The sequence below is a fragment of the Glacieibacterium sp. genome (assembly GCF_965200405.1).
GTDB lineage: Bacteria > Pseudomonadota > Alphaproteobacteria > Sphingomonadales > Sphingomonadaceae > Glacieibacterium.
This window is the reverse complement of sequence record NZ_OZ241356.1, coordinates 1773170-1799228: the sequence shown is the minus strand read 5'-3', so window position 1 is coordinate 1799228 and position 26059 is coordinate 1773170. Positions and strand designations below refer to the sequence as shown.

General features: G+C 67.3%; 22 protein-coding genes and 2 pseudogenes. 10 read left to right on the top strand and 14 right to left on the bottom strand.

Annotated elements, in window-relative coordinates; all coding sequences use genetic code 11:
• The first annotated feature begins 225 nt into the window (after positions 1 to 225).
• Positions 226 to 999 carry an enoyl-CoA hydratase gene (locus tag ACOFKW_RS08335; protein ID WP_419816847.1) on the top strand — a complete coding sequence of 258 codons (774 nt, stop codon included), beginning with the start codon at positions 226 to 228 and terminating at the stop codon, positions 997 to 999.
• Between the two features lie 492 nt (positions 1000 to 1491).
• On the opposite strand, the gene ACOFKW_RS08330 is transcribed toward ACOFKW_RS08335, so the two are convergent.
• The 3 genes and pseudogenes from ACOFKW_RS08330 to ACOFKW_RS08320 all read right to left on the bottom strand — a co-directional run.
• Entirely contained in the window at positions 1492 to 1956 is a 465-nt protein-coding gene (locus ACOFKW_RS08330; RefSeq protein WP_419816846.1) for a hypothetical protein, read from the bottom strand.
• 127 nt (positions 1957 to 2083) lie between these two features.
• Positions 2084 to 2185, bottom strand: a pseudogene (locus ACOFKW_RS08325) (PEPxxWA-CTERM sorting domain-containing protein); the annotation flags it as partial.
• Positions 2186 to 2323: 138 nt separating this feature from the next.
• A pseudogene (locus ACOFKW_RS08320) lies at positions 2324 to 3142 on the bottom strand (NF038122 family metalloprotease); the annotation flags it as partial.
• 343 nt (positions 3143 to 3485) lie between these two features.
• Here ACOFKW_RS08320 and ACOFKW_RS08315 point away from each other — a divergent pair.
• The 3 genes from ACOFKW_RS08315 to ACOFKW_RS08305 are packed head-to-tail and all read left to right on the top strand — an operon-like array spanning position 3486 to position 6000.
• Positions 3486 to 4979: a sulfotransferase gene (locus ACOFKW_RS08315; RefSeq protein WP_419816845.1), complete on the top strand. Its 1494-nt coding sequence runs from the start codon at positions 3486 to 3488 to the stop codon at positions 4977 to 4979.
• Positions 4976 to 5335 carry a hypothetical protein gene (locus ACOFKW_RS08310; RefSeq protein WP_419816844.1) on the top strand — a complete coding sequence of 120 codons (360 nt, stop codon included), beginning with the start codon at positions 4976 to 4978 and terminating at the stop codon, positions 5333 to 5335. The genes ACOFKW_RS08315 and ACOFKW_RS08310 overlap by 4 nt, the downstream gene beginning before the upstream one ends.
• Positions 5336 to 5394: 59 nt before the next feature.
• Positions 5395 to 6000 carry a Dps family protein gene (locus ACOFKW_RS08305; protein ID WP_419816843.1) on the top strand — a complete coding sequence of 202 codons (606 nt, stop codon included), beginning with the start codon at positions 5395 to 5397 and terminating at the stop codon, positions 5998 to 6000.
• 41 nt (positions 6001 to 6041) lie between these two features.
• On the opposite strand, the gene ACOFKW_RS08300 is transcribed toward ACOFKW_RS08305, so the two are convergent.
• Complete coding sequence (locus tag ACOFKW_RS08300) at positions 6042 to 6401, bottom strand: DUF3828 domain-containing protein (protein WP_419816842.1); 360 nt, start codon at positions 6399 to 6401, stop codon at positions 6042 to 6044.
• 446 nt (positions 6402 to 6847) lie between these two features.
• Here ACOFKW_RS08300 and ACOFKW_RS08295 point away from each other — a divergent pair, with 446 nt between their 5' ends.
• Genes ACOFKW_RS08295 through ACOFKW_RS08285 form a run of 3 tightly spaced genes read left to right on the top strand, consistent with a single transcriptional unit; the run spans position 6848 to position 10816 of the window.
• Positions 6848 to 7240 carry a hypothetical protein gene (locus ACOFKW_RS08295; RefSeq protein WP_419816841.1) on the top strand — a complete coding sequence of 131 codons (393 nt, stop codon included), beginning with the start codon at positions 6848 to 6850 and terminating at the stop codon, positions 7238 to 7240.
• 56 nt (positions 7241 to 7296) lie between these two features.
• Positions 7297 to 9564, top strand: a complete 2268-nt coding sequence (locus ACOFKW_RS08290; protein WP_419816840.1) for a TonB-dependent receptor — start codon at positions 7297 to 7299, stop codon at positions 9562 to 9564.
• A gap of 4 nt (positions 9565 to 9568) precedes the next feature.
• Positions 9569 to 10816: an MFS transporter gene (locus ACOFKW_RS08285; RefSeq protein ID WP_419816839.1), complete on the top strand. Its 1248-nt coding sequence runs from the start codon at positions 9569 to 9571 to the stop codon at positions 10814 to 10816.
• 77 nt (positions 10817 to 10893) lie between these two features.
• On the opposite strand, the gene ACOFKW_RS08280 is transcribed toward ACOFKW_RS08285, so the two are convergent.
• The 3 genes from ACOFKW_RS08280 to ACOFKW_RS08270 all read right to left on the bottom strand — a co-directional run bounded on the left by ACOFKW_RS08280 (position 10894) and on the right by ACOFKW_RS08270 (position 15887).
• The gene (locus ACOFKW_RS08280; RefSeq protein WP_419816838.1) at positions 10894 to 11388 is read right to left on the bottom strand and encodes a RidA family protein; all 495 of its coding nucleotides are present in this window, start codon (positions 11386 to 11388) and stop codon (positions 10894 to 10896) included.
• Between the two features lie 63 nt (positions 11389 to 11451).
• Positions 11452 to 14007: a TonB-dependent receptor plug domain-containing protein gene (locus ACOFKW_RS08275; RefSeq protein ID WP_419816837.1), complete on the bottom strand. Its 2556-nt coding sequence runs from the start codon at positions 14005 to 14007 to the stop codon at positions 11452 to 11454.
• 278 nt (positions 14008 to 14285) lie between these two features.
• Complete coding sequence (locus tag ACOFKW_RS08270) at positions 14286 to 15887, bottom strand: flavin monoamine oxidase family protein (protein ID WP_419816836.1); 1602 nt, start codon at positions 15885 to 15887, stop codon at positions 14286 to 14288.
• Positions 15888 to 16160: 273 nt separating this feature from the next.
• Between ACOFKW_RS08270 and ACOFKW_RS08265 the strand changes: the two genes are divergently transcribed.
• The 3 genes from ACOFKW_RS08265 to ACOFKW_RS08255 are packed head-to-tail and all read left to right on the top strand — an operon-like array spanning position 16161 to position 19272.
• A complete protein-coding gene (locus ACOFKW_RS08265) occupies positions 16161 to 17270 on the top strand; it encodes an S-(hydroxymethyl)glutathione dehydrogenase/class III alcohol dehydrogenase (RefSeq protein WP_419816835.1) in 1110 nt (369 codons plus the stop codon).
• A 2-nt stretch (positions 17271 to 17272) separates the two neighbouring features.
• On the top strand, positions 17273 to 18121 hold the full coding sequence (gene fghA, locus ACOFKW_RS08260; RefSeq protein ID WP_419816834.1) for an S-formylglutathione hydrolase: 849 nt from the start codon (positions 17273 to 17275) through the stop codon (positions 18119 to 18121).
• Positions 18121 to 19272 carry a JmjC domain-containing protein gene (locus ACOFKW_RS08255; protein ID WP_419816909.1) on the top strand — a complete coding sequence of 384 codons (1152 nt, stop codon included), beginning with the start codon at positions 18121 to 18123 and terminating at the stop codon, positions 19270 to 19272. Before fghA ends, ACOFKW_RS08255 begins: the two co-directional genes overlap by 1 nt.
• A gap of 6 nt (positions 19273 to 19278) precedes the next feature.
• Here the strand turns inward: ACOFKW_RS08255 and ACOFKW_RS08250 are convergent, their stop codons facing one another.
• The 7 genes from ACOFKW_RS08250 to ACOFKW_RS08220 form a co-directional block, all read right to left on the bottom strand.
• Positions 19279 to 19818, bottom strand: coding sequence for a pseudouridine synthase (locus ACOFKW_RS08250; protein ID WP_419816833.1), 540 nt, complete (start codon positions 19816 to 19818; stop codon positions 19279 to 19281).
• Between the two features lie 29 nt (positions 19819 to 19847).
• On the bottom strand, positions 19848 to 21044 hold the full coding sequence (locus ACOFKW_RS08245) for an MFS transporter (protein WP_419816832.1): 1197 nt from the start codon (positions 21042 to 21044) through the stop codon (positions 19848 to 19850).
• Between the two features lie 86 nt (positions 21045 to 21130).
• Positions 21131 to 21328 carry a hypothetical protein gene (locus ACOFKW_RS08240; protein ID WP_419816831.1) on the bottom strand — a complete coding sequence of 66 codons (198 nt, stop codon included), beginning with the start codon at positions 21326 to 21328 and terminating at the stop codon, positions 21131 to 21133.
• 185 nt (positions 21329 to 21513) lie between these two features.
• Positions 21514 to 23943, bottom strand: a complete 2430-nt coding sequence (locus ACOFKW_RS08235) for a TonB-dependent receptor (RefSeq protein ID WP_419816830.1) — start codon at positions 23941 to 23943, stop codon at positions 21514 to 21516.
• Complete coding sequence (locus ACOFKW_RS08230; protein ID WP_419816829.1) at positions 23940 to 24869, bottom strand: FecR family protein; 930 nt, start codon at positions 24867 to 24869, stop codon at positions 23940 to 23942. The genes ACOFKW_RS08235 and ACOFKW_RS08230 overlap by 4 nt, the downstream gene beginning before the upstream one ends.
• The gene (locus ACOFKW_RS08225; RefSeq protein ID WP_419816828.1) at positions 24866 to 25456 is read right to left on the bottom strand and encodes an RNA polymerase sigma factor; all 591 of its coding nucleotides are present in this window, start codon (positions 25454 to 25456) and stop codon (positions 24866 to 24868) included. Before ACOFKW_RS08225 ends, ACOFKW_RS08230 begins: the two co-directional genes overlap by 4 nt.
• A 65-nt stretch (positions 25457 to 25521) precedes the next feature.
• The gene (locus ACOFKW_RS08220; RefSeq protein ID WP_419816827.1) at positions 25522 to 26010 is read right to left on the bottom strand and encodes a DUF4126 domain-containing protein; all 489 of its coding nucleotides are present in this window, start codon (positions 26008 to 26010) and stop codon (positions 25522 to 25524) included.
• Between the last annotated feature and the right edge of the window lie 49 nt (positions 26011 to 26059).

Below are 26059 nucleotides of genomic sequence, written 5' to 3'. Positions count from 1 at the left end.
GCCCATGCTGCGCGCCTTTCGGCAACGCGGCCGGTAAGCTTCCGTCGATGCAGGCGTGAAGCGGTGCGATATCGGCCAAGCCCATGTCGCTCGAGACAATGCCATGCGAAGACTGTCACGAACCACCTCCCTCAGACCAATTCGGCTACGACCGACTGTAAGGCGACAGCCGCCAGTCCGGAACCCGGGTTTGCAAACGCTCGAATTGCTCTTAAACGCGACGGCATGACCTATGAAACCCTGCTGGTCGAGACGCACGGCCGCGTCACGCTGATCCGGTTGAACCGGCCGCAGGCGCTGAATGCGCTGAACACGCAGACCTTGCAGGACCTGACGGCGGCGCTGGCGGCGTTCGATGCCGATGCGGGCCAGGGCTGCGCGGTGATCACCGGCAGCGAGAAGTCGTTCGCGGCGGGCGCCGATATCAAGGAAATGGCGGAGCAGGGCTTTGCCCGGATGTACGGCGGGGATTTCTTCGCTGGCTATGACCGGGTGACGGCGACGCGCAAGCCGGTGATCGCGGCGGTGTCGGGCTTTGCGCTCGGCGGCGGCTGCGAGCTGGCGATGATGTGCGACTTCGTCATCGCCGCCGACACGGCGAAGTTCGGCCAGCCGGAGATCAAGCTGGGCGTCACCCCCGGCATGGGCGGCAGCCAGCGTATGGCGCGCGCCATCGGCAAGGCCAAGACCATGGAAATGTGCCTGACCGGCCGGATGATGGACGCCGCCGAGGCCGAGCGCTCCGGGCTGGTGGCAAAGGTCGTGCCCGCCGCCGAGCTGCTCGACGAGGCGCTGAAGACCGCCGCCGTGATCGCCGGCATGGCACCGCTGGCAGCGTTGGCGGTCAAGGAGATGGTCAACACCGCCTTCGAGACCGGACTGCACCAGGGCGTCGTCTTCGAGCGCCGGCTGTTCCACGGCCTGTTCGGCTCCGAGGACCAGAAGGAAGGCATGGCCGCCTTCGTCGCCAAACGCCCCGCCGAATGGACCGGCCGCTAGGATCGGGTTGACCGCCGCGCTTCACTGCCCCCCTCCCGGAACGGGAGGGGACGGGGGTGGGACTTGGCATAGACTCCGGCTGCCGACCTCGCGGAAGACCCACCCCCAGCCCCTCCCGTTCCGGGCGGGGAGCAGCAAGAACAAGCGCCCCGCCGAGCGGACCAGACGCCAGGGTCAAGTCGACTGCCGCGCTCTACTGCCCCCCTCCCGGAACGGGAGGAGTCGGGGGTGGGACTTGGCATAGGCTCCGGCTGCCGACCTCGTGGAAGACCCACCCCCAGCCCCTCCCGTTCCGGTAGGGGAGCAGGAAGTACAGGTCCCTCGTCGAGCGGACCGTACGCCAGGGTCAAATCGACCGCCGAGCTTCACTGCCCCCCTCCCGGAACGGGAGGGGACGGGGGTGGGACTTGGCATAAGCTCCGGCTGCCGACCTTGTGAAAGACCCACCCCTAGCCCCGCCCGTTGCGGGACGGGGGCCAGCAAGACGCGGTGTCAGGTCCGGCAATAGCCTTCGCCGGGGGCGACGATCAGGCAGTCGGTCTTGCCGGCCAGCCACTTCATGCCGGTTTCGTCGCCATTGCCGGCGCGGAGCGACAATTGCTTGCCGCCGCGTTCGAAAACGATGGTGTCGAGCTTTGCCAGCCCGGTGAAGCTGCCCTCGTCGTCGAGCGTGTATTTCATCTTGAGCGCGTAGCGGCCACTGTACGGCCCGCCGTCGGCGGCAATGTCGAGGTACAGGCCCTCCGGCCCAACCCAATGGCCGATGAAGCGGTTGGTCGGGACCTTGGCCTTCATCGCCTCGCCCCTTGCTTCACCCGGCACCGGCGTGGCCGCCGCTTCCTGCTGCGCTGCCGGCTCCTGCTGGGCTGTCGCCTGGCGCGGCGGCTGCGCCGTGCAGGCCAGCGGCAGCAGCAGCAGCGCTGTCGCCGTCGTTCGCATCGTCGTCGCGCTGGTCATCGATGTCCCTCATCCTGGCGGCCAGACTGGCGCAGGTCCCGGTGCCGCGTCAAGAATTCGGCGCCCATAACGAAAAGTGCCGCCGGTCGGGGGACCGGCGGCACCTGTCGTCGTCTGGTCGGAGCGATCAGGCGGTGAACGTCACCGTCGTGGCGCGGCGACGCATGGCGCCACCGACGAGGCCGAAGCCGACGATCATCAAAGCCCAGCTGGCCGGCTCGGGAACCGCGCCGCCGACGAAGTCCTTGTAGATGTCGCCGGTGTTCATCAGATAGTCGCCGCCATTGGCCAGCGCATCGACCCTGGTGTTCCAGCCCATCGCGTCGAACGCCGCGAGGTCGAGGGACGTGACCTCGCCGCGCTGGCCGAAGCAGAAGCTCGGATCCATGATACCGAGCTGCGGTCCGCAGGCATTGTCGCCGGATGCGTCCTTCCAGTGCGATGCCTGGTCGCCGTCGCCGTTATACGAACCGGTCGCGAAGTTGTTGTTGAACAACGAGGTCTTGCCGCCGTTGATCGAGAAATACTTCGTGCCGCCGACCGCGAGGTCGAGGGACGCGCCCTTGCCCGGCGCGATGTTTTTGGGATCGCTGCTGTAGCGGAACATGTCGAGCGCGCTGTAGATCGACGTGTCGTTGAGGCTGTAGCCGAGCGAGCCGGCGCCGGGACCCTTGGGCGCGCCATAGGCGTCGAGGAAGTCGACGCCCGAGACGAAACCGAGCGCATGGCCGATCTCGTGGATGGCGACGCCGATGAAGTCGAAGGTGCCGGCGGTGACGTTGTTCGACGGATTGAAGTCGAACGAGAAGTTGCTGCTGAAGGTCACGCTGCCGTCGAGCGCCGTCGGGTCGAGCCCGGCACCGCCACCGATCGCCTTGATCAGCGACGTGTTCAGGTACAGCTTCTTGCTGCTCACCGAAGTGCCGTTGTCGAAGACCAGCTTGCTGGTGTCGTCATTGCCTTCGGCATCGACGCCATTGGTGATGAACTTGGCGCCGCCCTTGCCGTTCAGGGTCGGCAGGACGATATTCTTGTCGAGCGTCGAATTGCTCTTGGTCGCCTTGACCTGCGCCTCCCAATTGGCGGTCGAATAATCGGCGCGGCTGCTGCGGGTCGAGCCAATGATGTTCGGGGCCAGCGGCGCAAAACCGACGCCGAGGTTGATCGTCGCGTTATTGGTCAGCATCGCGCCCCAATAAGCAGCGGCGATCTCGAAGCCCTGCTGGGCCTTGGAGCCCTTGACGCCACCAAGATCGATCAGGTTAATCGTCGCAGCGTCGGCAGCCCCCGACACCATTGCCGTCAATGCCGCGCCGCAGCACAAAGCCTTTTTGAAATTCATGACAACCCCTTGTTTACGCCGACCCTGAATGGCTCGATCTGTTAGATAGTGTTGACTAAAATTAACCATGTCAACGTTGGTAAAATCGTTGTTTCGTGGACGAAATCATTAAGTTATCGTCCGATATGGTACATTGACATTTTGGCCATTAGTTAACCGTCACGGCTTGGAACGGGTTGGGAGAGCAATGAGAAACGGCTATCTGCCTGCTGCACTGCCGAATGCGCTGGCGCAGCTGAAGGACGCTCTCGCGCGCCGCGACCGGGCCGCGACCAACCGCGTCGTAACGTCGCTGCTCGACGGCGGCGCGCCGCTCGGGGCGCAGTGGAAGGCGATCTCGCAGCTCATGCAGGTCAGCGGCGAACTGACCCTCGCCCACCGCGCCATCGACGCCTTCGTCGCCGCCTCCGGCCACCAGCCCCAGGCGATGTACTCCAAGGTAGTGCTGCTGACCCAGTCCAACCGCCTGCGCGAGGCGCACGACCTGCTCGCCACCCTGCCCGCCGACGTCCCCGACCCCGCTGGCCACGCCTATGTCCTCGGCAATGCCGCGACCTCGCTCGGCCGCATCGACGACGCCCGCCGCCATCTGCAGACAGCGCTGCGCCACCGCCCCGGCTGGGGCCCCGCCTGGCTATCGCTCGCCACCGCCGGCGACCTCGCCACCGATCCGATCGGCAACCAGCTCCTCGCCGACGGTGCCGCCGCCGAGCGCCAGGCCCCCGGCGACCTCGCCCGCTACTGCTACGCGCTCGGCAAACTCCACGCCGACCGCCGCGAATACGCCGCCGCCTTCGCCGCTTTCTCCCGCGGCGCCAAGCTCTTACGCTCCGAACGCCCCTACAGCCGCGCCGGCAACGCCGCCAACGCCCGCGCCGCCATGACCGGCTTCTCCCCCACCTTCCTCGAAACCGCCCGCCAACACCGCGCCACCCCCACCAACCGTCCCATATTCGTCACCGGCCTCCCCCGCTCCGGCACCACCCTCGTCGAACACATCCTCGCCAGCCACAGCCAGGTCCTCGACGGCGGCGAACTCAACATCATCCAGCACGTCGCCGTCACCGCCGGCGGCGTCTCCGGCGATGCGATCCAGCAATACCTCTCCGGCGGCGGTACCCTCGACGCACTTGCCGACCTCTACCTCCACCTCCTCTCCGAACGCTTCCCCCAACCCGGCCGCATCGTCGACAAAACCATCGACGCCAGCCGCTACATGGGATTGATCGCAGCCGCCCTGCCCGACGCTCCCCTGATCTGGATGCGCCGAGATCCACTCGACAGTGCCTGGTCGTGCTTCCGCACCTTCTTCATCCACGGCGTCGCCTGGAGCTATAGCCTGACCGACATCGCCCACCATTTCCGCATCGAAGACGAGCTCATGAAATTCTGGAAATGTATCCTCGGCGATCGGCTCCTTGTGATCCCCTATTCGGAGATGGTGGACGATCCGACAACATGGACCGCCCGGCTGCTGTCGCACTGTGGTCTGGCCAACGAGCCTGCCGCATACGCGCCACATCTCACCGAACGTAGCGTCGCCACTGCGAGTTCGCTTCAGGTTCGGCGGCCGATCAACCGTGATGGCTTGGGTGTCGCAGGACCTTATCGTGCCGAGTTGAAAGCGTTCGTCGACGCCTATGGTGCCGATGGCGGCGAGCCGGCGTTGTCCTCAAGATGAACAAACACCGGCCTATCCGCACCATCTCCACCTCCGCCGCCGAACTGATCGCAATTTGTGGCAAATGCAGCCGCAAGCTTGACGGCGGCTTTGGCGAGGCAAGCGACACCAGCCTGGCTAAGGCGCTGCGTCGCTTCCTGCGCACCGGCAAAGGCAAGCGCGCCTCGGTTCGCATCGTGGAAACCAAGTGTCTCGATATCTGCCCCAAGCACTCGGTGGTCGTTGCGCGCGGAAAAGCGCCTGGCGAATTGCAGATCATCCAACGGGATACTGTGCTCTCGGTTGTGGTGGAATCGCTGGGCCTGGGGTCGCAGGTGCAACCGGCGGGACGCCAGGACGTTAGCAGCACGTCATGACGGGTGCGTTCCCCAGTCCAATCCGTTAACAGCATTCATCCACAACCGAGGTATTCAGAATGGCCAAGAAATCAGCGATCCAGCCGAGCAACGGCGACGACAGCGCGCAGCCGCAGTTCAAGGTCGACTACCGTGAGATCCAGACGTTCGGCACGTTGAAGCGCTTGCCGATCGCGCTGGAAGAGAACGCCCGCGCTCAGAGTGTCGCGGTGCTCAACCAGGTTCTCGCCGATACAATGACCTTGCGCGACATGTACAAGAAGCATCACTGGCAGATGTCTGGCGCCACTTTCTATCAACTCCACCTGCTGCTCGACACGCATTACGAGGCCCAGGCCGAACTCGTCGACCAGATCGCCGAGCGGATCATGGCGCTGGGCGGCATCAGCATCGCAATGGCGCCCGACGTTGCCGAGATGACGAAGATTCCTCGCCCGCCGAAAGGCCGCGAGGACGTGCCGACCCAGTTGGCTCGCCTGCTGGAAGCACACGAGATCATCCTGCGCGAGGCCCATGAGGGGGCCGACCAAGCCGACGAATCCGGTGACGATGGCACCAACGATTTGCTGGTGAGCAACGTCATCCGCACCGGCGAGCCGCAGGTCTGGTTCCTTGCCGAGCATCTGGCTGAGACGGTACTGGTTCGTCCCGAGAACGCCGCCTAAAATTCGAGCCAATAGGCCGGCGCTTCGAGAGGGGCGCCGGCCTATTTGTGCCCGATGAGGTCGGCGATCTCTTCGGTCATCGTGGCGACCAGCCACTTCGGTGGATCGGCGCCGAATATCGACATGTCGGCAATCGCCCAGCGGCCGTTGACCTGGGCTAGATGGTAGCTGACTTCGCGTCGCTCCTCGCCGTCATGGAACACCACCGTCGCATCGGTGCCGCCCTTGGTTGCTGGATGCAGCGTTACTTTGTCGACGACCAGTGCGGACCAGTCCTGGCAGGCGCAGATCGGATCACCGTCGACCATGCCGGGCTCGTCGATCACGTCCCGGTTGAGCATGATCACCGCAGCGGTGGCCCGTGTGAAGACCAGTGCAGGATGGAGCCACGGGTCACTCACCGGTAACGTCGCGGTGCCGTTCCTACTATATTGGCCGTACAAGGCTCGCAGGAGTGCCTCTGCCGAAGGGGGAGCAGCCTGTGCAGCGCAAGTCGCGAGCAGCAGCAATAGCAACGCCGAATGCGATAGAGCTTGGCCAGCTTTCCAGATAATCATGACTGTTCCGTAACGTGTTTCAGCCGTTTATGCTATGCTGGTCCGGATGTGGCGCACTCTCTTGTAGACGTTGACCGCGGCCAGTCCGGCCAGCTCTGTGCCCTATGCTAAGGTAGGCAGTCGGTCGTTCATCATCGATCGCGCCTTGGGGGATGGCTGATACGGTACCGCCTGCCACGGCGCTGTTCGCGCTTTCCAACCGCATACTTAAAATATCGCGTTGACCCGCGTCGGTGTCGCGGCATCGTTTCGCGCTTGCCACCTGCAGTGCAGCAAGCAACACGGCATCGATGCTGGCCGCCTTCCGATCCGGACCGACCATGGCGCGCCTGATGTTGGGCGCGCTGCTCGCTTGCGCGCTGCTGCTGCGCCTGGGGCTGCCGACCGGCTGGATGCCGGTCAACGACGGCCATGGTTTCCGCATCACCATCTGCGACGGCATGGGCGCGACGACGATGATGTCGATGGCCGATCACGAGATGCCGGCGCACCCCGCCAAGACGCCCGACAATAGCTGTCCGTTCGCGGTTGCCGCCGTCGCCATCGTCGCGTCGCAGATCCTCGCGCCGTTCCCGGCAAGCTTCGCCGCCATCGCCGAGGTGAGCCTGCCGAGCCCGGTCGGCATCGGCCACGGCCTGGCTGCACCCCCGCCACCATCGACTGGACCACCGACCATCGCCTGAACTTCGTACCCGCCGCGTCCAGCGGTGTAGTCGTTTTTTAGACGAGGAAATTCCAGATGACCCTCCGTAGCTGCGCGGTTAGCCGCGCCTGCCTGCCGCTGCTGTTCGCCGCCGCCACCCCCGCGATCGCCGCCGACGACGTCCGGCCCGATGACATATTAATCACCGCCGAGCGCCAGCGCAGCCAGAGCGGCAGCACCACCTCCGTCACCGCCGCGCAGATCGCCACCACGGTGAATGCCGTCAATATCGAGGATACGCTCAAATACCTGCCCAGCCTGATCGTCCGGAAGCGCCACATCGGCGACACCCAGGCACCGCTCGCGACGCGGACCTCCGGCCTCGGCTCGAGCGCGCGTAGCCTGGTCTATGCCGATGGGGCGCTGCTGTCGGCGCTGATCGGCAACAACAACACCAGCGCCAGCCCGCGCTGGGGCCTGGTCAGCCCGCAGGAGATCGCGCGGATCGACGTTGCCTATGGCCCGTTCTTCGCCGGCTATCCGGGCAATTCGATCGGCGCGGTGGTCAATATCACCACCCGGCTGCCCGACCGGCTGGAGGGAACCCTTAATACCGGGGTAAATATCCAGCGTTATCGGCAATACGGCACACAGGACACGCTACCGTCGTACCAGTTCGGCGCAACGCTAGGAGACCGTTTCGGGCCGTTGGCGGTGTTCGCTAGCGTCGACCATGTCACCAGCAACAGCCAGCCGATCAGCTTCGTCACCGCCAACCGCCCCGCCGCTGCCAGCACGGCTGGAACCCCGACGACCGGCGGCTACGACGACGTCAACCGCACCAACGCCGCGATCAAGGTCCTCGGCGCCAGCGGTATCGAGCATCAGCGGCAGGACACCTTCAAGCTCAAGGCCGCCCTCGACCTCGCCCCCGGTGTCCGCCTGATCTATACCGGCGGCCTGTTCCTCAACGACACTGGGGCCCGGGCCGAGACCTACCTCAGCGACACCGCCACCGGCGCGCCGGTCTATGCCGGCACCCTCAACATCGCGCGGCAGTCCTATACCGTCGCCCCCGCGGCTTTCTCCGGCGGCGTCTACCGCTATGACGAGCGCCACTGGTCGCACGCCCTGTCCGCCGCCGGAACCGGTGACCGCCTCGACTGGCAGGTCATCGGCACGATCTACGACTTCGCGCATGACGTGCAGCGCGTCGCCACCACCGCCCTCCCCACGGCCAACAGCGGCGGCGCGGGCACCATCACCCGCCTCGACGGCACCGGCTGGCGGACGCTGGACGGCAAGGCCGACTGGCACGTCGGCGGCGGCAACATCCTCAGCGCCGGCGCGCACTACGACCGCTTCGAGCTCAACAGCAACCGCTACACTACAACCGACTGGCGCTCGGGCCCGGCGGGTGCGCTCAACCTGTCGTCGCAGGGCAGGACCCGCACCGCGGCGGTCTGGGCCCAGGACGCCTGGACGCTCGCTCCTGCCCTGACCCTGACCGTGGGCGGCCGCTACGAATGGTGGCGCGCCTATGACGGGGTCAACTTCTCGACCGTCCCGGCGATCTCGGTGGCCCAGCCGCAGCTGTCGGCCAACCGCTTCTCGCCCAAGGCTTCGCTGTCGTGGCGGCCCGCGACCGACTGGACGGTGCGCGCCTCGTTCGGCCAGGCATGGCGCTTCCCGACGGTGGCGGAACTGTACCAGGTCGTCACCACCCCGGTCCCGGCGGTCCCCGATCCCAACCTGCGGCCCGAGCGCGCCCGCTCCGAGGAAGTGGCATTGGAACACCGCGACGCGCGCGGCACTGTCAGGCTATCGCTGTTCAACGAGGCGATCCGCGACGCGCTGATCTCGCAGGCGGGACCGCTGCCTGGCACGACGCTGCTGGCGAACTTCGTCCAGAACGTCGATGCGACCCGGGCGCGGGGCGTCGAGCTGGCGGTGCAGCGCAGCGACGTGCTGCCCCGCTTCGACCTGAACGGCAGCCTGACCTACACCGACGCCGAGACCCGCCGCGACGCCGTGCTGCCCGCCGCGATCGGCAAAGCCCTGCCACAGGTGCCGCGCTGGAGGGCGACCGCCGTCGTCACCTGGCGCCCCACCGACCAGGTCGCGCTGACCGTCGCGGCGCGCTACGCCAGCCGCATGTACGGCACCATCGATAGCAGCGATGTCGTCGGCAACACCTGGCAGGGCTTCTACAAATACCTGGTGGTCGACCTGCGCGCCCGGGTCGAGGTCAGCGACCATATGGCAGTCGGCATCGGCGTCGACAATGTCGGCAACGACCGGTACTTCCTGTTCCACCCGTTTCCGCAGCGCTCCTTCGCTGCCGACCTGACCTTCAAGCTATGATCCTATGACCGACCCAGCCGAACAGCCAATCGCGCGCGGCACCCCGGCCTACCGGCGGCTGTCGATCGCGCTGCTTATGGCCGGGTTCGCGACCTTTGCGCTGCTGTACGGCGTGCAGCCGCTGCTGCCGCTGTTCACTACGGAATACGGCGTCAGCGCGGCGGAGGCGAGCCTCGCGGTGTCGCTGGCGACCGGGCCGATGGCGGTGGCGCTGCTGTTCGCCGGGGTGCTGTCCGACCGCATCGGACGGCGTCCGATCATGGCGGCGTCGCTGTTCGTCGCCGCCGGCCTGACCATCGTCTCGGCGGTGCTGCCCGGCTGGGGGATGCTGCTGGTCATGCGGCTGCTGACCGGCGTGGCGCTGGCGGGCGTGCCGGCGGTGGCGATGGCCTATGTCGCGGAGGAGGTCGACGCCGCCTCGATCGGGGCGGCGATGGGCCTGTATATTGCCGGGTCGGCACTCGGCGGCATGGCCGGACGGCTCGGCGTCAGCATTCTCGCGGACTATATGGGCTGGCGCGAGGCGCTGGCCGGGATCGGCGTCGCCGGGCTGGTCGCCGCGCTGGCGTTCCGGCGACTGGCGCCGCCGTCGCGGGCGTTCGCCGCGCGCCGCCACGACCTGCGCTCCTTCGCCGGAGGCGTGCGGGCCCTGTTCGGCGATGCGGCGCTGCCGTGGCTGTATGCCGAAGCGTTCCTGCTGATGGGGGCGTTCGTCACCGTCTATAATTACACCGGCTTCCGCCTGACCGCCGCGCCTTACGACCTGAGCCAGACGGCGGTCGGCGCGATCTTCCTGCTGTACATCGTCGGCTCGTTCAGCTCGGCGTGGTTCGGCGGGCTGGCCGGACGGATCGGGCGGCGCAAGCTGTTCTGGATGCCCATCGTGCTGCTGCTTGGCGGCATCGCCGTGACCACCGCCGCGCCGCTGCCGCTGATCATCCTGGGCATCGGGGTGTTCACCGGCGGCTTCTTCGGAGCGCATTCGATCGCGTCGAGCTGGGTCGGCAGGCGCGCCCGGCAGAACCGCGGACAAGCGGCGGCGCTGTACCTGTTCTTCTATTATCTCGGCTCCAGCATCCTCGGCTCCGCCGGCGGTTTCGCCTGGAGCCACGGCGGCTGGCACGGCGTCGCCCTGTTCGTCGGGACTCTGGGCGGCGTGGCGCTCGTCATCGCGCTGCACCTGAGCCGGGTACCGCCCTTGCCGGAAAACCCGCCCGTGCCCGATGTAGAGCCTTCGGTTCCAGCCGGCTGAAATGATCGACTGATCAAGTCGGGGCGTGAAACACCAGCCCTGGCCAACTCCTCCGTTCCGCGAATGCGGCGACCGCCTCAGCGCGGCGCCTTGGCCGCCGTCGCCTCGATCTCGACCAGGAAGTTCGGGCCGGCCAGTGCTGCGACCTGGACCGTCGAACGGGCGACGAGGTTGGGGTTCTCGGGGGTGCCGAAGAACTGCTTGTAGCCGTCGTTGAAGCCGGCGAAGTCCATCTTGCCGCCGAGCTTGGGGTCGCCGGCGACGAACACCGTCAGCTTGACGATATCGGACATCGAATAGCCGACCTTGGCGAGCGCGGCCTTGATCTTGTTGAACGTGCTGATCGTCTGGGTCCGGGTGTCGCCGAACGCGGCGATGCTGTCGGTCTTGGCCGGATCGATCGGCGACGCGAGCTGGCCGCTGAGCATGACGATCTCGGTGCCGGCGGGCAGCGTGACGCCGCCGAGGATCAGGGCCGGTGGCGGATTGACATGGCGGACGATCGGCGCGGCACCGGCGGCGGCGGGCAGGAAAGCGGCGGCAGCGAGCGCGAACGGGAGCAGGCGGTTCATGGACTTGGTCTCCGTGATGGCAGGTTAGCGGCGCGGACCGATAATGGCCCGCGCCGCCGGTAATCAGAAGTTGAAGTTGACCCGGACGTAATAATATCCGCCGTTGATACCGTACGGGCTGAACGTCAGCGGTGCGTCGAGGACGTTGCCGGCGTTGACCAGCGAGTAGTTGGTCGTACCCGGGATCAGCGCGACGATCGGCGGGCGCTTGTTGAACAGATTGTTCGCGCCGATCGAGAACTCGAGGCCGGAAAGGAGTTTGTAGTTCAGCTCCAGGTCGACGACGGCTGCGGTCTTGATGACCTGCTCGTAGAAGACTCCACCGTCGGGGGTGGCGAGGTTCGAGCTCTTGCCGAACAGGGTGGTGCGCAATGTCGCCGAGAACTTGTCGATCGTATAGAACGCCGAGGCGATGATCTTGACCTTGGGCGAGGCGTCTTCGAGGTTGCTGATCGTGCTGCGGTCGAACAACGAGATCGGCCCGTTGATCGGTGCACCGGCGGCGTTGGTGCCCCTCAGGGTCGGTCCGACGCCCTGCTTGGTGACCTTGGTGTTGTTGTAATTGCCGGACAGCGTCCAGTCGACGGTACCGGCATCACCGAAGTCGCTGGCATAGCTGGCGACAAACTCGACGCCGCGGGTCCGGGTGGTGGCGCCGTTGGCGAACAGGCTGACGCCGGTCTGGGTGACGGTCGGGTCGAGGATGTTGCCGTTGGCGATGACCGCCGTGGTGACCAGCGGATAATTGCTGGCGCCGCCGCTGCTGAAGATGGAGCCGGTGCCCAGGATGCGGTCGCGGATGCGGATCTGGTAGGCGTCGGCGGTCAGCGTCAGGCGCGAGGCGGGCCGGATGACGACGCCGGCGCTGAAGTTGGTCGACTTTTCGGGGGCGAGGTCCTTGAACCCCAGGATCTTCGCGGCGGCCGAGTTGGCAGGCAGCTGGACGAAGGCCGAGGTCGGCGAGACGTTGGTCGCGGAGTAGAAGGATTCCGCCAGTGTCGGGGCGCGGAAGCCGGTCGACACCGTGCCGCGGACGGCGAACATGTCGTTGAAGTCATAACGGCTGGTCAGCTTGTAGATGACCTTGCTGCCGAAGTCGGAATAATGCTCGTAGCGGACGGCACCATCGAGCTTGAGGCCGTCGACCGGGGCGGCGGCGATGTCGAGGTAGACCGCCTCGGCCTCGCGGGTGTGGACGCCGGCGTCGGAGGGGCGGAAGCCCGGATAGGACTGGCCGCCCTCCTTGTAGATCGAGCCCGGGTCGCCGGAGCCGATCTCGTAGCGGTTGCGCCGGTATTCGGCACCGAAGGCGATATTGATCGGCTTGAACAGGCCGATCTCGAACTCGCGGCTGAAGTCGGCGTTGGCGGTGAACTCACCCGAGCGGAAAAAGCCGTCGTAGAAGTCGGTCGGCGTCGTGTGCGTGTCGATGAACAGCGCCCGGTTGGCTGAGTCGACGGTGTAGATGGCGTTCTTGTCCTCGCCATAGGTGGCGCTGAGGTCGAAGTTGAAGCCGGCTGCTTCGCCCTTGATGCCGCCGGTCGCCGAATAGTCGTCCTCGCGGATCTTCTCGCGCGGGTTGAAGCCGTTGGGGTCGAAGACGATCGAGCCGGGCGCACCGAGCGTACCGCCGACGCCGAGCACCGCCGAGGCGATGATCCGGTCGGGAACGCGGGCGTTCTCATAGGCGCTGGCGATGCGCTTGCTGTACGAACCGAAGCTGTAGGCCTGGACGGTGCCGAAGTCGTAGCCGGTATTGTACTGCAGGTTGGTCAGGTGCGATTCCGCGTCACCGTTGATGCGGTTGACGTACGGAAAGCCGTCCATGTTGCTGTAGAGCGCCTTTTGCGCCGCGCTCAGGGTCGTCCGCAGCACGCCCTTGTCGTCGGTGACGCGCCGGTCGAGGCCGCCGACCTGGCTGAAGTCGTGATAGCGGTGGAATAGCGTGACGTTGGCAAAGCCGTTCTCGCCGAGCTTGGTCGCGAGGTGGACGGTGGCGCCGTAGGTGCGCCCGCCGCTCTTGTAATATTCACCCGCGGTGGCGTAGCCGCTGACGCCTTCGGAATCGTCCTTGAGGATGATGTTGATGACCCCGGCGATCGCGTCGGAGCCGTATTGCGCGGCGGCGCCGTCCTCCAGCACCTCGATGCGCTTGACCGAGGATGGCGAGATCAGGTCGAGGTCGGGGGCGGCGGCACCCTGGTAAGGTCCGCCGAGGACCGCGAGGTTCGACGTGCCGTGCCGGCGCTTGCCATTGACCAGCACCAGCGTGTGGTTGGGGCTGAGCCCGCGCAGCCGGGCCGACAGCGTCAGGTTCGCGGTGTCGCCGCCGAACGCCTGGGCGTTGAAGGACGGCACCAGTTGGGTCAGCACCTGGTTGAGGTTGGGCTGGCCGACGTGCGCCAGCGTCTCGGCGCTGAACACCTTGATCGGGGCGGCGCTTTCGGCGGCGGTAATGCCACCGGCGCGCGTGCCGGTGACGATGATCTCGCTGGCATCGTCGACGACGGCCGCGGCGGCGACCTCGTTGGCGGGAGCGACGGTCTGGGCGACGACGCGCTGACCCATGAGTGACGCGATCGCAAGTGCTGCGTAGGAAATCTGCTTGGTTCTGATCATTGGTGGGTCCCCCTTGAAATAGTCAGGACCCTCCCCCTTGACCGGCCGCACTCTAATGGTGCGCACCGGTCACGTCTTGAAAGTACAGAAAGCTATCTCTGCAATTGCTACAGAGTAGTTTTGACCCTCTAACCGGACCTTCGACTCCTGAAGTCTCGAATCAGTCTGCTACTGATCTGAGTTATAGTTTCCCTTCCATTCTCCTAATTCGCAAGTGCACTATCTTGGCTTAAATGCGAATGAGATCGACTCTGTGACAATTTAGCGACAACTGCCACTCAGGCGGCAGCACGCAGGGTGGGTTCGGTCAGGGCACGCTCGGCGACCTGGGTGGCGATCAGCGCGACCGCCGCATGGGCGGACTGCACCGCCCCCTCCTGCCAGCCGGGCGTCTGGCTCAGCGCAGCGCTGGCGAAGACGACGCGGCCGCTGGGCTGGCACAGCAGGCGATAGGCAGCGGAGTCGTTGTGCCCCTCCTGCGGCCCCGTCGGAATGCCACCCCAGGCCGGCCACGGCCCGAGGCTGTAGGGCACCTTGCGCCAGTTGACGACGAGCGGGTCGACGCAATCAACGCCGTGCCCCGGATGGACCATGTCGATCGCCGCACGCGCCGCGGCGATCTGCTCGGCAATCGATTTCGTCTGGAATGCCAGCGCCTTGGCCCCCGAAGTGTAGGTGCCGAGGATCATGCCGCGCTCGCTGTGCAGCCCGGCCGACGGATACCAGATCAGCGAGGTGTCACCGCCGACGAAGCTGATGCCGCCGTAGATCTGTTCGCGTTCCCAGAAGCGCGGCGCCTCGAAGGCGACCTTGTTCGAAGCGTCGTAGACGACCCCGGCGATGGCCGTGCTGGTTTCCGCCGGGAAGTCGCAGTCGATCCCGGCCAGCACCGGGAACGGGATGGTGCAGACGATATAGTCGCCGGTGACGGTGTGCGAGGCGCCGCTGGGACGGTCGACATAGACGATCTCGACGCCCTTGGCGCTTTGCCGGATGCGCTTGACCTCGGCATTGCGGACGGCGCGGCTTTTCAGGCTTCGTTCGATGCCGACGCTGATCTGGTCCATGCCGCCGACGGGCTGGAACATCGTCGCCTGCATGTACATCGCGTCTTCGAACAACGTCATCGGCAGCTGCGGATTGGCGAGCAGCGTGTCGAAAGGCACTGGCTTGATCGGCGTCTCGAAGCTCGACACGCCGGCACCCGGCGGCGTCCCGAAGCCCGAGCGCGCCGTGCCCTTGAACTCGAACTTCTCGTCGAGGTCGCCATAGGCGCGCAGGAACGGCACCAGCTTGAGCTTTTCCTCGGCGGTCACCGCCTGGTCGAGCGAACCCTGGTTGATCGCCTTGGCGAGCAGTTCCGACAGATAGCCGCGGGTGTCGTTGATCGCGGCGCGCATCTTGATCCTGCTGCCGCCGGCCTGAGCGATATAGGCGGAGCGGCTGGAATTGACCTCGACCTCGAGCGGCACGTTGAACTTGCGCGCATAGCCGAGGATACCCTGGTGGAAACTTGGCAGGCGCGCCGGCCCGGCGTTGAAATAGACGCCTTCGGAGAATTTGGCGGTCTGCGTCGCCTCGCCGATCATCTCGATCTTGTCGCCGTTGCGGACGGTCCAGGCCCGGCCACCGACGCGCGGACGCGCCTCCAGCAACGTTACCTTGAAGCCTGCCTGCTCAAGTTCGTAAGCCGAGACCAGCCCGGCGATGCCGGCGCCGAGCACGACGACATGACGGCCCTTGCCATAGCTGCCCGGCAATTCGGGCAACGGTGCAGCTTGTGCAACGCCGAACATGCCGAGCGTCTGCATCGCCGAAGCGACTGCTCCGGCTCCGCCGGTAGCGCCGATACGACCTAAAAGATTCCTGCGTGTTATCATCGACTTCTCCTGCGCATCGCCCTCCCTCCCCAGGGAAACGGTCGCTTGGTTCGTCGAATTCTGTGATCAGTCGAGGCGCTTTCTTTCTGCAGTGCAACATGAATCTGTCCGATTGCTGCAGAATTGTTAAATTGGTTTGCCGGCAGTGCATCTGGGCCACGCGGCGCGCGTTCACGCGGCATCGATCCAGTCGGTCACGCACGATTCTGCTGCCTTCCGACGCCGCGAACTGGCATGAGCCGCGGCATAGCCGTGTGCCCGACAGGAGCCCTTATGAAGACCCGTGCTGCAGTCGCCTTCGAGGCCAAGCGTCCGCTGGAGATCGTCGAGCTCGACCTGGAAGGGCCCAAGGCGGGCGAGGTGCTGGTCGAGATCATGGCGACCGGGATCTGCCACACCGATGCCTACACGCTCGACGGCCTCGACAGCGAGGGACTGTTCCCCGCCGTCCTCGGCCATGAGGGCGCCGGCATCGTCCGCGAGATCGGCGCCGGGGTGACCAGCGTCGCGGTCGGCGATCACGTCATCCCGCTGTATACGCCCGAGTGCCGCCAGTGTAAGTCGTGCCTGAGCCAGAAGACCAATTTGTGCACCCAGATCCGCGCGACGCAGGGCAAGGGTGTCATGCCCGACGGCACCAGCCGGTTCAGCTACAAGGGCCAGATGCTGCACCATTACATGGGCTGCTCGACCTTCTCGAACTTCACCGTGCTGCCCGAGATCGCGCTGGCCAAGATCCGCACCGACGCGCCGTTCCAGTCGGCCTGCTACATCGGCTGCGGCGTCACCACCGGGGTCGGCGCGGTGGTCAACACCGCCAAGGTCGAGCCCGGTGCCAATGTCGTGGTGTTCGGGCTGGGCGGCATCGGGCTCAACGTCATCCAGGGCGCCCGTATGGTCGGCGCCGACAAGATCATCGGCGTCGATCTCAACGACGACAAGGAGGAGTGGGGTCGCCGCTTCGGCATGACCCACTTCGTCAACCCGAAGGACGTCGAGGGCGACATCGTCCAGCATCTTGTGGCGCTGACCGACGGCGGCGCGGACTACACCTTCGACTGCACCGGCAACACGACGGTGATGCGCCAGGCGCTGGAGGCCTGCCACCGCGGCTGGGGCGTCTCGGTCGTCATCGGGGTCGCCGAGGCCGGCAAGGAGATCTCGACCCGGCCGTTCCAGCTGGTCACCGGGCGAGTCTGGAAGGGCTCGGCCTTTGGTGGCGCCCGCGGCCGCACCGACACGCCCAAGATCGTCGACTGGTACATGAACGGCAAGATCGAGATCGACCCGATGATCACCCACGTCCTCACCCTCGACGAGATCAACAAGGGCTTCGACCTGATGCACGCGGGCAAGTCGATCCGCAGCGTCGTGGTTTACTGACGATGGAAACCGTTTCGACCAACCGGGCCTATGGCGGCACGCAGGGCGTCTATCGCCATGCCTCTGCTGAAACCGGTACGCCGATGGTGTTCAGCGTGTTCGTGCCCGACCATGCGCCGGGCGTGAAGCTGCCCGTCGTCTGGTATCTCTCGGGGCTGACCTGCACGCACGCCAACGTCACCGACAAGGGTGACTATCGGCGGGCGTGTGCGGAACTGGGGCTGATCTTCGTCGCGCCCGATACGTCGCCGCGCGGCGAGGGCGTCCCCGACGATGCAGCCGGCGCCTATGACTTCGGTCTCGGCGCCGGCTTCTACGTCGATGCGACCGAGGCGCCGTTCGATGCCAACTACCGCATGTACAGCTATGTCACCGAGGAGCTGCCGGCGCTGGTCGCGGCCAATTTCCCCGTCGACATGGCGCGGCAGGGCATCACCGGTCACTCGATGGGCGGGCACGGCGCACTGACGCTGGCGCTGCGCCACCCCGAGCAATATCTCTCGGTCTCGGCCTTCGCGCCGATCGTCGCGCCGGGGCAGGTGCCCTGGGGCGAGAAGGCGCTCGGCGGCTACCTCGGGCCCGACCGCGACGCGTGGCGGCAGCATGATGCCGTCGCGCTGATCGAGGACGGTGCCAGCGTCGGTGCCATCCTCGTCGACCAGGGCGACGCCGACCAGTTCCTCGTCGAGCAGCTGCGCCCCGAACTGCTGGCCGCGGCGTGCGAGGCGGCGGGGATTCCGCTGACCCTGCGGATGCAGCCGGGCTACGATCACAGCTATTACTTCATCTCGACCTTCATGGCGGATCATCTCGCCTGGCACGCGGCGCGGTTGTACGGCGACGACCGGTGATGCAGCTGGCCGACTTTGATATTGCCGCCTTCCTGCGCGACCATTGGCAGCAAAAGCCGCTGCTGATCCGCAATCCGTGGAAGGCGTGGCACAACCCGCTGGACCCCGACGAGCTGGCTGGCCTCGCCTGCGAGGCCGAGGTCGAATCACGGCTGGTGACGCGCACTCCAAAAAGCTGGAAGGCCGAGGACGGACCGTTCGACGAGGCCCGGATCGCCAAGCTCGGCAAGAAGCGCTGGACGCTGCTGGTCCAGGCCGTCGACCATTATGTCCCGGAAGTCGCGGCGCTGATCGAGCCGTTCCGCTTCATCCCAGATTGGCGCATCGACGACGTGATGGTGAGCTATGCCACCGACGGCGGCGGCGTCGGACCGCATTTCGACCAGTATGACGTGTTCCTGATCCAGGGCCTTGGCACGCGGCGCTGGCAGGTCGGGCCGCGGTGCGACCAGTCCAGTCCGCTGCTGCCCCATGCCGACCTGCGCCTGCTCGCCGACTTCACCGCGACCGACGAATGGTTGCTGGAGCCCGGCGATATCCTGTACGTGCCGCCCGGCTTTGCGCATGACGGTGTCGCGGTCGGCGACGACTGCATGACCTATTCGATCGGCTTTCGCGCGCCCTCGCGCAGCGACCTGCTGGGCAATTGGTGCGATCACCTGCTGGAGACATTGCAGGACGAGGACCGCTATGCTGATCCGGCGCTGCCGCAGCAGGACAATCCCGGCGAGATCACCGCCGAGGCGATCACGCGGCTGCACCGGATGATTACCGACAAGCTGCTCGACCGCGACGGCTTTGCCCGCTGGTTCGGCGAATATAACAGCGCGCCCAAATATCCCGATGTCGATTGGCAGCCGGAGGAGCCGGTGCAGGCGGCGGGGGTACGCGAACTGCTGGCGGCCGGGTCGCCGCTGTACCGCAATCCGGCGAGCCGCTTTGCCTTCGTCCGCCAGCCGGCGGGCGGGGTGTCGCTGTTCGTCGATGGCGAGTGCTTCGCCTGCAGCGGGGATACCGCGGCGCTGGCCGAGCAGCTGTGCGCGCGGGATCGGGTCGAACTGGATCCGGCTCTGGCCGGATCGAAGGTGGCGGTGGCGCTGCTGGTCGAACTGCTCAACCAGGGCAGCGCGACGTTCGACGCTCCCGATTGAAGCCGATCAGGCGGCGACCTCGCGCCACTTGCCGGGCGGCAGGTCGGCGAGCGTCCAGTCGCCGATGCTCCAGCGCACCAAGCGAAGCGTCGGCAACCCCACAGCCGCTGTCATCCGGCGGACCTGGCGGTTACGGCCCTCGCGGATGGTCAGGCTGAGCCAGCTATCCGCGACGGTCTTGCGGAAGCGCACCGGCGGGTCGCGCGGCCACAGGTCGGGGATGTCGATACGCTCGACCTCGGCCGGAAGGGTCGGGCCGTCCTTCAACTGGACACCGAATTGCAGGGCCTGGAGTTGGGCGTCGCCGGGCTCGCCCTCGACCTGGACGAGGTAGGTCTTCGGCAGCTTGAAGCGCGGGTCGGCGATGCGCGCCTGCAGCCGGCCGTCGTCGGTAAGCAGCAGCAGCCCCTCGCTGTCCAAGTCGAGGCGTCCGGCCGGATAGACGTCGGGCAGGTCGATGAAGTCCGACAGCGTCGAGCGTGCCGCCGGCGTGCCACGGTCGGTGAACTGCGACAGCACGCCGTACGGCTTGTTGAACAGGATCAATCGCGCCGTGGCCGTTCTCCCCGGGGCGCTTATGCCGCGAGCGCGGGCCGGGCGCCACTCGCCGACAGGGCGTACGACACCGCCCAGATCGCGAAGCCGCCGAGCGCCAGAGCCGCGCCGACCCAGCCGGTCGAGGTCCAGCCGTAACCGCCCGCGATCGCCATGCCGCCAAGCCACGGGCCGAGCGCGTTGGCGGTGTTGAACGCCGAATGGTTGAGCGCCGCCGCCAGGCCCTGGGCGTCATGGGCGACGTCCATCAGCCGGGTCTGCAGCACCGTGCCGAGCGCACCGCCGAAGCCGATCGCGAACACTGCCAGCGTGATCGACCAGAGGTGCCCGGCGGACACCGTGTAGAGCGCCAGCGCCGCCGCGCTCCACAGCAGCAGCAGGCCCGCCGTCGGCATCAAGGCACGATCGGCGAAGCGCGGCACGATGAGATTGCCCGCGGTCATGCCGACGCCGAACACGCCCAGCACCAGCGGCACCGTCGTCGCCGAGACCCCGGTCACCGCCATCAGGGTCGAGGCGAGGTAGGTGTACACCGCGAACAGGCCGCCGAAGCCGATCGCGCCGGTCAGCAGCGTCAGCCACACCTGCCCGCGCCGCAGTGCACCGAGCTCGCGCAACGGACTGGCATCGGCATCGGGCCGGTCGGCGGGCACGATGGCGACGACCATGGCGATCGTCACCAGCGCCAATACCGTCACCACGCCGAACCCCCAGCGCCAGCCGAGCACCTGCCCCAGCCAGTTGGCGAACGGCACGCCGATGATCGTCGCCACGGTCAGTCCGAGCATGATGCGCCCGACCGCCTGCGTGCGCTTGTCGGCAGGCACCAGCGACACCGCGACCAGCGAGGCGATGCCGAAATAGGCGCCGTGCGGCAGCCCGCTGAGGAAGCGGAAGACCAGCAGGCTGTGATAGGTCGGTGCCAGCGCGCTGAGCCCGTTGCCCAGCGCGAACATCGCCATCAGCACGACCAGCAGCGTCCGCCGGCTGAGCTTTGCCGCCGCCACCGCGAGCAGCGGCGCCCCGACGACGACGCCGAGCGCATAGGCGCTGATGACATGGCCCGCGGTCGGCGCGTCGATGCCGAGCCCTTTGGAGAACAGCGGCAACAGGCTCATCGTTGCGAACTCTGTGGTGCCGATGGCAAAGCCGCCGAGCGCCAGCGCGAAATGGACGAGGCCGACCGAATGGCGGCGTGGCTGTGCTGTCTCGGTCATTCGCCCATTTCGCTGTTGCAGTGCAGCATAAGCGCCTCGATGTGGGATAAGGATCCCATCGGTCAAGCCCAAGCTGCAGGCACCCGCTATGGCAGCGCCCGCCCAAGCGCCGCGGCGACCTGCGCATCCGAGCGGTCCAGCGCCATACGCCCGGCCGCCGTCGCGCCGTAGATCGAGCTATCGACATGTCGCGAACCGGCCAGTCCACCGCCGCTGGAGATCGTCGGCGGCAGCAGCCAGACGACCAGCGCGATGCCGGCGCCCCAGTAAAGCCGGGCCATCATGACGCGAAACGCGCCGACACCGCAGTGGCGACGAGTGAGGCTATCGAGGTCGGGCAGGCGGTGAACAGGGTGCGCAAGGCAGATCACTCCGGGGCCGGCGGGATGCGCGGGGACCGCGACGCGCCTTCATGGGGTGATGACGAAGCCGCCGCCGCCCAGCCTTGATTTCTCCGGCGGCGTCAGGGCTAGAAGCGCGTGTCGATGCCGAGGCGCACCGTGCGTGGCCGCAGCGGCGTGATCTGGCCCTCCTGCAACGCCTGGTACGGCGTTCCCAGGGCAAAGCGGTTGCCGGCGCTGTCCGCGAGATTGGTCAGGGTCAGCGTCAGCCCGAGGCCCGGGCACCCGATCCGCGCGGTCAGCGAGGTATCGACATAGTCGCCCTGCTCCTGCCCCAGGAACGGGCCGACGCCGAGCCGCGACTTGCCGGTGTAGCGGGCCGAGGCCCTGACCCGCAGGTCGAGCGCGTCGCTGAGCCGGGTTCGGTAGTCGAGCCCAGCGCGGGCGGTGAGGCGCGACACGTTGGGAATGCGGGTCAGCGGAATACCGGCCAGCATGACCACCTTGGGATCGGTGACCCGGCTGTCGTTGAGGACCAGTTCGGCATCGAGCGACAGGCCGCCCACTGGCCGCCAGCCGCCGGTCAGCGACAGGCTGGTGATGCGCCCGTCGCCGATATTGGCGGTCGTCGGCAGGCCGTTCCCGTCGACGAAATCGGCCTGGATACGCGTCCAGCGGGTCAGCGCCACCGCGGCGGCAAGGTCGAAGGCGCCGTGACCGGGATTGCCGGAGCGGACGCCGGTCTCCAGTGTCGCCACCCGGTCGCTGTTGAACCGCCGCACGAAGTCGCTGTCGATCGACAGGCCGCCCGGGCGAAAGCCCTGGTTGTAGCGGGTGAACAGGATGACGCCGGGCAGCATCGTCGCCGCCGCGCTGATCGACGGCAGTACGCGGGTGCTGGTCCGGCTGGCAGTCGCCTGCGCCCGCGCCAGCGCCACGAGCCGCGATGCCGTCGGCTCGATATCCTCGCCGTCGCCCGACAGCTTCGACCGCGACACCCGGCCGCCAGCGGTCAGGGTCAGGGCCGGCAGCGGCTGGTAGCTCGCCTCGCCGAACAGCGTCGCCTCGTCGATGCGGTTGACCACGCCGGTGACCGGCAGCGGCATGCCGATCTGGCCGAGCGTGCGGCGCAGGCGCGAGCGATTGTAGAGCAGGCTGGTGCCGACCACCCAGCCGAAGGCCCGGCTCATCGGCCGCCACAGCCGGGTTTCGTTGGAGACGAGCATCGTGCGATTGGCCTGGGTGAAGACGCGGCCCGAGTCGCCGAAGGTCGCGGCGGCGAGGACCGGGGCGAGCGACTGCCCGGCGGCGATGTTCAGCGGCTGGTTCGATCCGGCATCGAAGCGCTCATCGAGCGACTGGCGGGCGATGCCGCTCGACGACAACAGGCGCAATTCGCCCCAGTCCTTGCCGACGACGAAATCAGCCAGCGCGTAGCTGGCGCGGAAGCCCTGCGCGATCGGGCTGGCATGGGTGAGCGGCGGCCCGTCGCGGTCGGCATACTGGCTGTCGTCGCCGTGGATCGCCTGGAAGGTCGCACCCGCGTCAATGGTCCAGTCGTCGCCCGCGTCGATCCCCAGCGCGGCTCGGCCGCCTGCCGTCCGGGTCCGGTTGATGTTCGATTTGCCGCGCTCGACGTCGTCGATATAACCACCGTCGGTCAGCCCATAGCCAACGATGCGCAGCGCGACGCGCGTGTCGAGCAGCGGCAGGTTGACCACGCCGCCGAAGTCGGCGCCGGGGGCGCCATGCTGGGTCAAGGCGACGCCCGCCGACAGCGCCGCCTCGATCTCGCCGAGCCGGGCGGGGTTGCGGACGACGCGGATGATGCCGCCCAGCGACCCCGCGCCGTACAGCGTGGCCTGCGGTCCTTCGAGGACTTCGACCGCCGCGACGTCGTAAAGGCGGAGGTCGGGATCGGGCGCGTTGTAGGTTAGCCGGACGTCGCCGAAATACTGGCCGACGGTGGCTTGGGTCGGCCCGGTGAAGCTCGAATCGGCGATGCCGCGGATGAACAGCTTGTTGCGCCCCTCGCCGAGGTGGGTCGAGGATACGCTCGCCGTTTGCGCCAGGATGCCGCCGGTGCCCTGCGTACCGCCCAGGCCTAGGTCGTCGCCGTCGAGGCGCAGGACGGTGCCGGGAAAGTCGCCCAGCCGAACGTCGCGCTTGCTGGCAATGACGATGATCGGTTCCTCCTCGGAAGGTGCCAGCCGGTGGATCGGCGGGGTGGCGGCAGGGACACGCGCTGGCCTTGCGGCGCGCTCGATCCGCCAGGTCACCCCGTCGATCACCAGGACCCTTGCCGCCGTGCCGCGCGTCAGCCGCGCGAGTGCCGCGGCGACCGTCAGCCGGCCGTGAACTGCCGGCACCGGCTGGCTCCACAGCGTCGCGTCGGCGATCGAGATGCTGACACCGGCCTGGGTACCAAGCGCCGTTACCGCGCTGCCCAAAGTGCCGGCGGGCAGGTCGATGCGCGGCAGCGCGCCGGCCGCGGTGACGATCAGTAGTCCGAGCGAGGCAAGACCGCGGATCGCCCTGACGTGTCTTCGGCCCCTCACGTGTCTTTGTCGACGAGCAGCCAGCGCTTGCCGTCGCGGCGCACATGGACGCCGAGCAGCGGGCCGAGCCGTCCGATCGTCGCGCTGCGGTCCCGGCCAAAGCTGATGACGCCCCGGAAGGTGCGGCCCGCGACGGCCGGCGCGGCGACGATCTCGACGCCGAGGTTGCGCGTTAGATCCTCGGCGACCAGCGCCAGCGGGGTTCCGGTGTAGGTCAGCGTGCCGGTCCGCCAGGCACCGATCACGCCGGGGGCGACCTCGCCGATCAGCAGCCTGGTGTCACGGTCGACGACCCGCATGCTCCGCCCCGCCGACAGGCGGAAATTCTCGTGGCCCGGGTTATAGATGACAACTCCCTCGGCGACCGCGACGTCGGTGCGACTGCCGGTGCGGACGACGTTGAAGACGGTCCCCGCGTCGACCAGCGTCGCGTCGCCGACCACCAGCCTGAACGGATCGGCGGCATCATGAGTGACGGTGAACACCGCCTCGCCATGGGCCAGTGTCACGGCGCGCCGGTCGTTGCGGTCGAGCACCAGCCGCGTGCCACCATTCATCTCGATCCGGCTGCCATCGGCCAGCACCACCGAACGCGGCACGCCCGCCGCGGCGTCCAGCACGTAGGGCGAGGCCCGGTTCTGCAGCACCGTATAGCTTGCCACCGCGACCAGCGATGCCGCCAACGCGCCGCCGAGCCACGCCCGCCGCGTGATGCCCGGGCGGGGGCGGATCACCGGCCGAGGCGCGGCCGGCATCAACAGTGGTACGTCGCGGTCGGCGTCGGCCATCGCGTGATAGGTTTCGGCATGCTCCGGGTCGGCGGCCAGCCAGTCGCCGAACGCGACCCAGTCGTCGAACGCGGGTTCGCGCTGCCGGATGATCCAGCCGATCGCGTCGTCTCTGATCGTCTGGCCGGTGCGGTTCATGGCGTCCTCTGCGCTATGACGGAGTCGCCGGCCGGCGGCCTTGCCGGCTCCTCCAGCGCAAATCGCTCCCGGAGTTCGATCATCGTGCGATAGGCGTGGCGCAGGTCGCTTTCGACGGTGCTGAGGCTGATGCCGAACTCCGCCGCAAGCTCACGCTGGGGGACACCGTCGAGGCGGTGACGCCGAAACAGCGTCGACGCCCGCGTGCCGAGCCCGGCCAGCGCCGCCTCGGCCTGCAGCAGTTGCTCGCGCGCGATCAGGCCGCGCTCGGCGGGCGGCTCGACGCTCGAATCCGCTGTTGCGCTCCAGTCCCGCTCGCGCTTCACCGCCTGCCGCGTCGCCCGGTAGCGATCGAGCATGAGATTGTTCGCGGCACGGTAGAGGTACGATAACGGCTGCGCGACCGGGCCGACAGGCGCCAGTTCGATCTTGAGCCACAGGTCCTGGAACAGGTCCTCCGCCGCGTCGCCGGCGCCGTGGCTGCGCAGGAAACCGAGCAGCGCGGGGCGGTTGGCCAGCAGTACGGCGGCCAGTCCACCGGTCGCGCTGGCCTCGGGCAGTGGCGGGCTCGATTTGTCGCTGGCCATCGCCGCGTGCCGTAGCCGAAACCAGCCGAGCCGCCTAGCTGCGAGACCCTGGCGGCCTCGGCCGGCTAGCGACGCCCTGCCGGCCTGCCACCTATGTGGTCTTCGGCAGGCCTGGCGTTGGCGATCAGGTTGGCTGCCGACAGCACGATCGCTTCCTCCGCAAATCCGGTCGACGTCTGGCCCCAGCGCTGCATCGCCCATTTGCGCGCTGCCAGCCCGGCATAGGACGAGGCGATCGCCGCGCCGATGCCCAGCGCTGCGCCCGCCAGCTGCCGCCGCGGCGGGGCGAGCGTCGCGCCCGCGAAGCCGCTGGTGATGGTCCGTGCCAGCAGGCCGAGGAACACTGTACGATCGGGCGCGGTCTTCATCTTGTCGCCCGCCATCTCGGCAGCGGCCAGCACCACGCCACCGGTCGCGAACAGCGGATGCGCCATCAGCCGCGCCTCGGGGTTGTCATGGGGCAGCGTACCGCGACGGGCCGCGCCCGCCAGTGCCGATAGCGGGGTCATCGCACGCTGGCCCGCCACCAGGCCCATCAGAATCGAACGCAGCATAATCTCTCCTGTCGCTTCGCCTCAGGAACAGCTGAGCGCCGCAAGCGAT

Coding starts and splice junctions, on each gene's coding strand:
- ACOFKW_RS08335 (WP_419816847.1), top strand. CDS start 226: ATGACCTATGAAACCCTGCTGGTCGAGACGCACGGCCGCGTCACGCTG.
- ACOFKW_RS08330 (WP_419816846.1), bottom strand. CDS start 1,956: ATGACCAGCGCGACGACGATGCGAACGACGGCGACAGCGCTGCTGCTG.
- ACOFKW_RS08315 (WP_419816845.1), top strand. CDS start 3,486: ATGAGAAACGGCTATCTGCCTGCTGCACTGCCGAATGCGCTGGCGCAG.
- ACOFKW_RS08310 (WP_419816844.1), top strand. CDS start 4,976: ATGAACAAACACCGGCCTATCCGCACCATCTCCACCTCCGCCGCCGAA.
- ACOFKW_RS08305 (WP_419816843.1), top strand. CDS start 5,395: ATGGCCAAGAAATCAGCGATCCAGCCGAGCAACGGCGACGACAGCGCG.
- ACOFKW_RS08295 (WP_419816841.1), top strand. CDS start 6,848: ATGCTGGCCGCCTTCCGATCCGGACCGACCATGGCGCGCCTGATGTTG.
- ACOFKW_RS08290 (WP_419816840.1), top strand. CDS start 7,297: ATGACCCTCCGTAGCTGCGCGGTTAGCCGCGCCTGCCTGCCGCTGCTG.
- ACOFKW_RS08285 (WP_419816839.1), top strand. CDS start 9,569: ATGACCGACCCAGCCGAACAGCCAATCGCGCGCGGCACCCCGGCCTAC.
- ACOFKW_RS08280 (WP_419816838.1), bottom strand. CDS start 11,388: ATGAACCGCCTGCTCCCGTTCGCGCTCGCTGCCGCCGCTTTCCTGCCC.
- ACOFKW_RS08275 (WP_419816837.1), bottom strand. CDS start 14,007: ATGATCAGAACCAAGCAGATTTCCTACGCAGCACTTGCGATCGCGTCA.
- ACOFKW_RS08270 (WP_419816836.1), bottom strand. CDS start 15,887: ATGATAACACGCAGGAATCTTTTAGGTCGTATCGGCGCTACCGGCGGA.
- ACOFKW_RS08265 (WP_419816835.1), top strand. CDS start 16,161: ATGAAGACCCGTGCTGCAGTCGCCTTCGAGGCCAAGCGTCCGCTGGAG.
- fghA (WP_419816834.1), top strand. CDS start 17,273: ATGGAAACCGTTTCGACCAACCGGGCCTATGGCGGCACGCAGGGCGTC.
- ACOFKW_RS08255 (WP_419816909.1), top strand. CDS start 18,121: ATGCAGCTGGCCGACTTTGATATTGCCGCCTTCCTGCGCGACCATTGG.
- ACOFKW_RS08245 (WP_419816832.1), bottom strand. CDS start 21,044: ATGACCGAGACAGCACAGCCACGCCGCCATTCGGTCGGCCTCGTCCAT.
- ACOFKW_RS08240 (WP_419816831.1), bottom strand. CDS start 21,328: ATGATGGCCCGGCTTTACTGGGGCGCCGGCATCGCGCTGGTCGTCTGG.
- ACOFKW_RS08230 (WP_419816829.1), bottom strand. CDS start 24,869: ATGAACCGCACCGGCCAGACGATCAGAGACGACGCGATCGGCTGGATC.
- ACOFKW_RS08225 (WP_419816828.1), bottom strand. CDS start 25,456: ATGGCCAGCGACAAATCGAGCCCGCCACTGCCCGAGGCCAGCGCGACC.
- ACOFKW_RS08220 (WP_419816827.1), bottom strand. CDS start 26,010: ATGCTGCGTTCGATTCTGATGGGCCTGGTGGCGGGCCAGCGTGCGATG.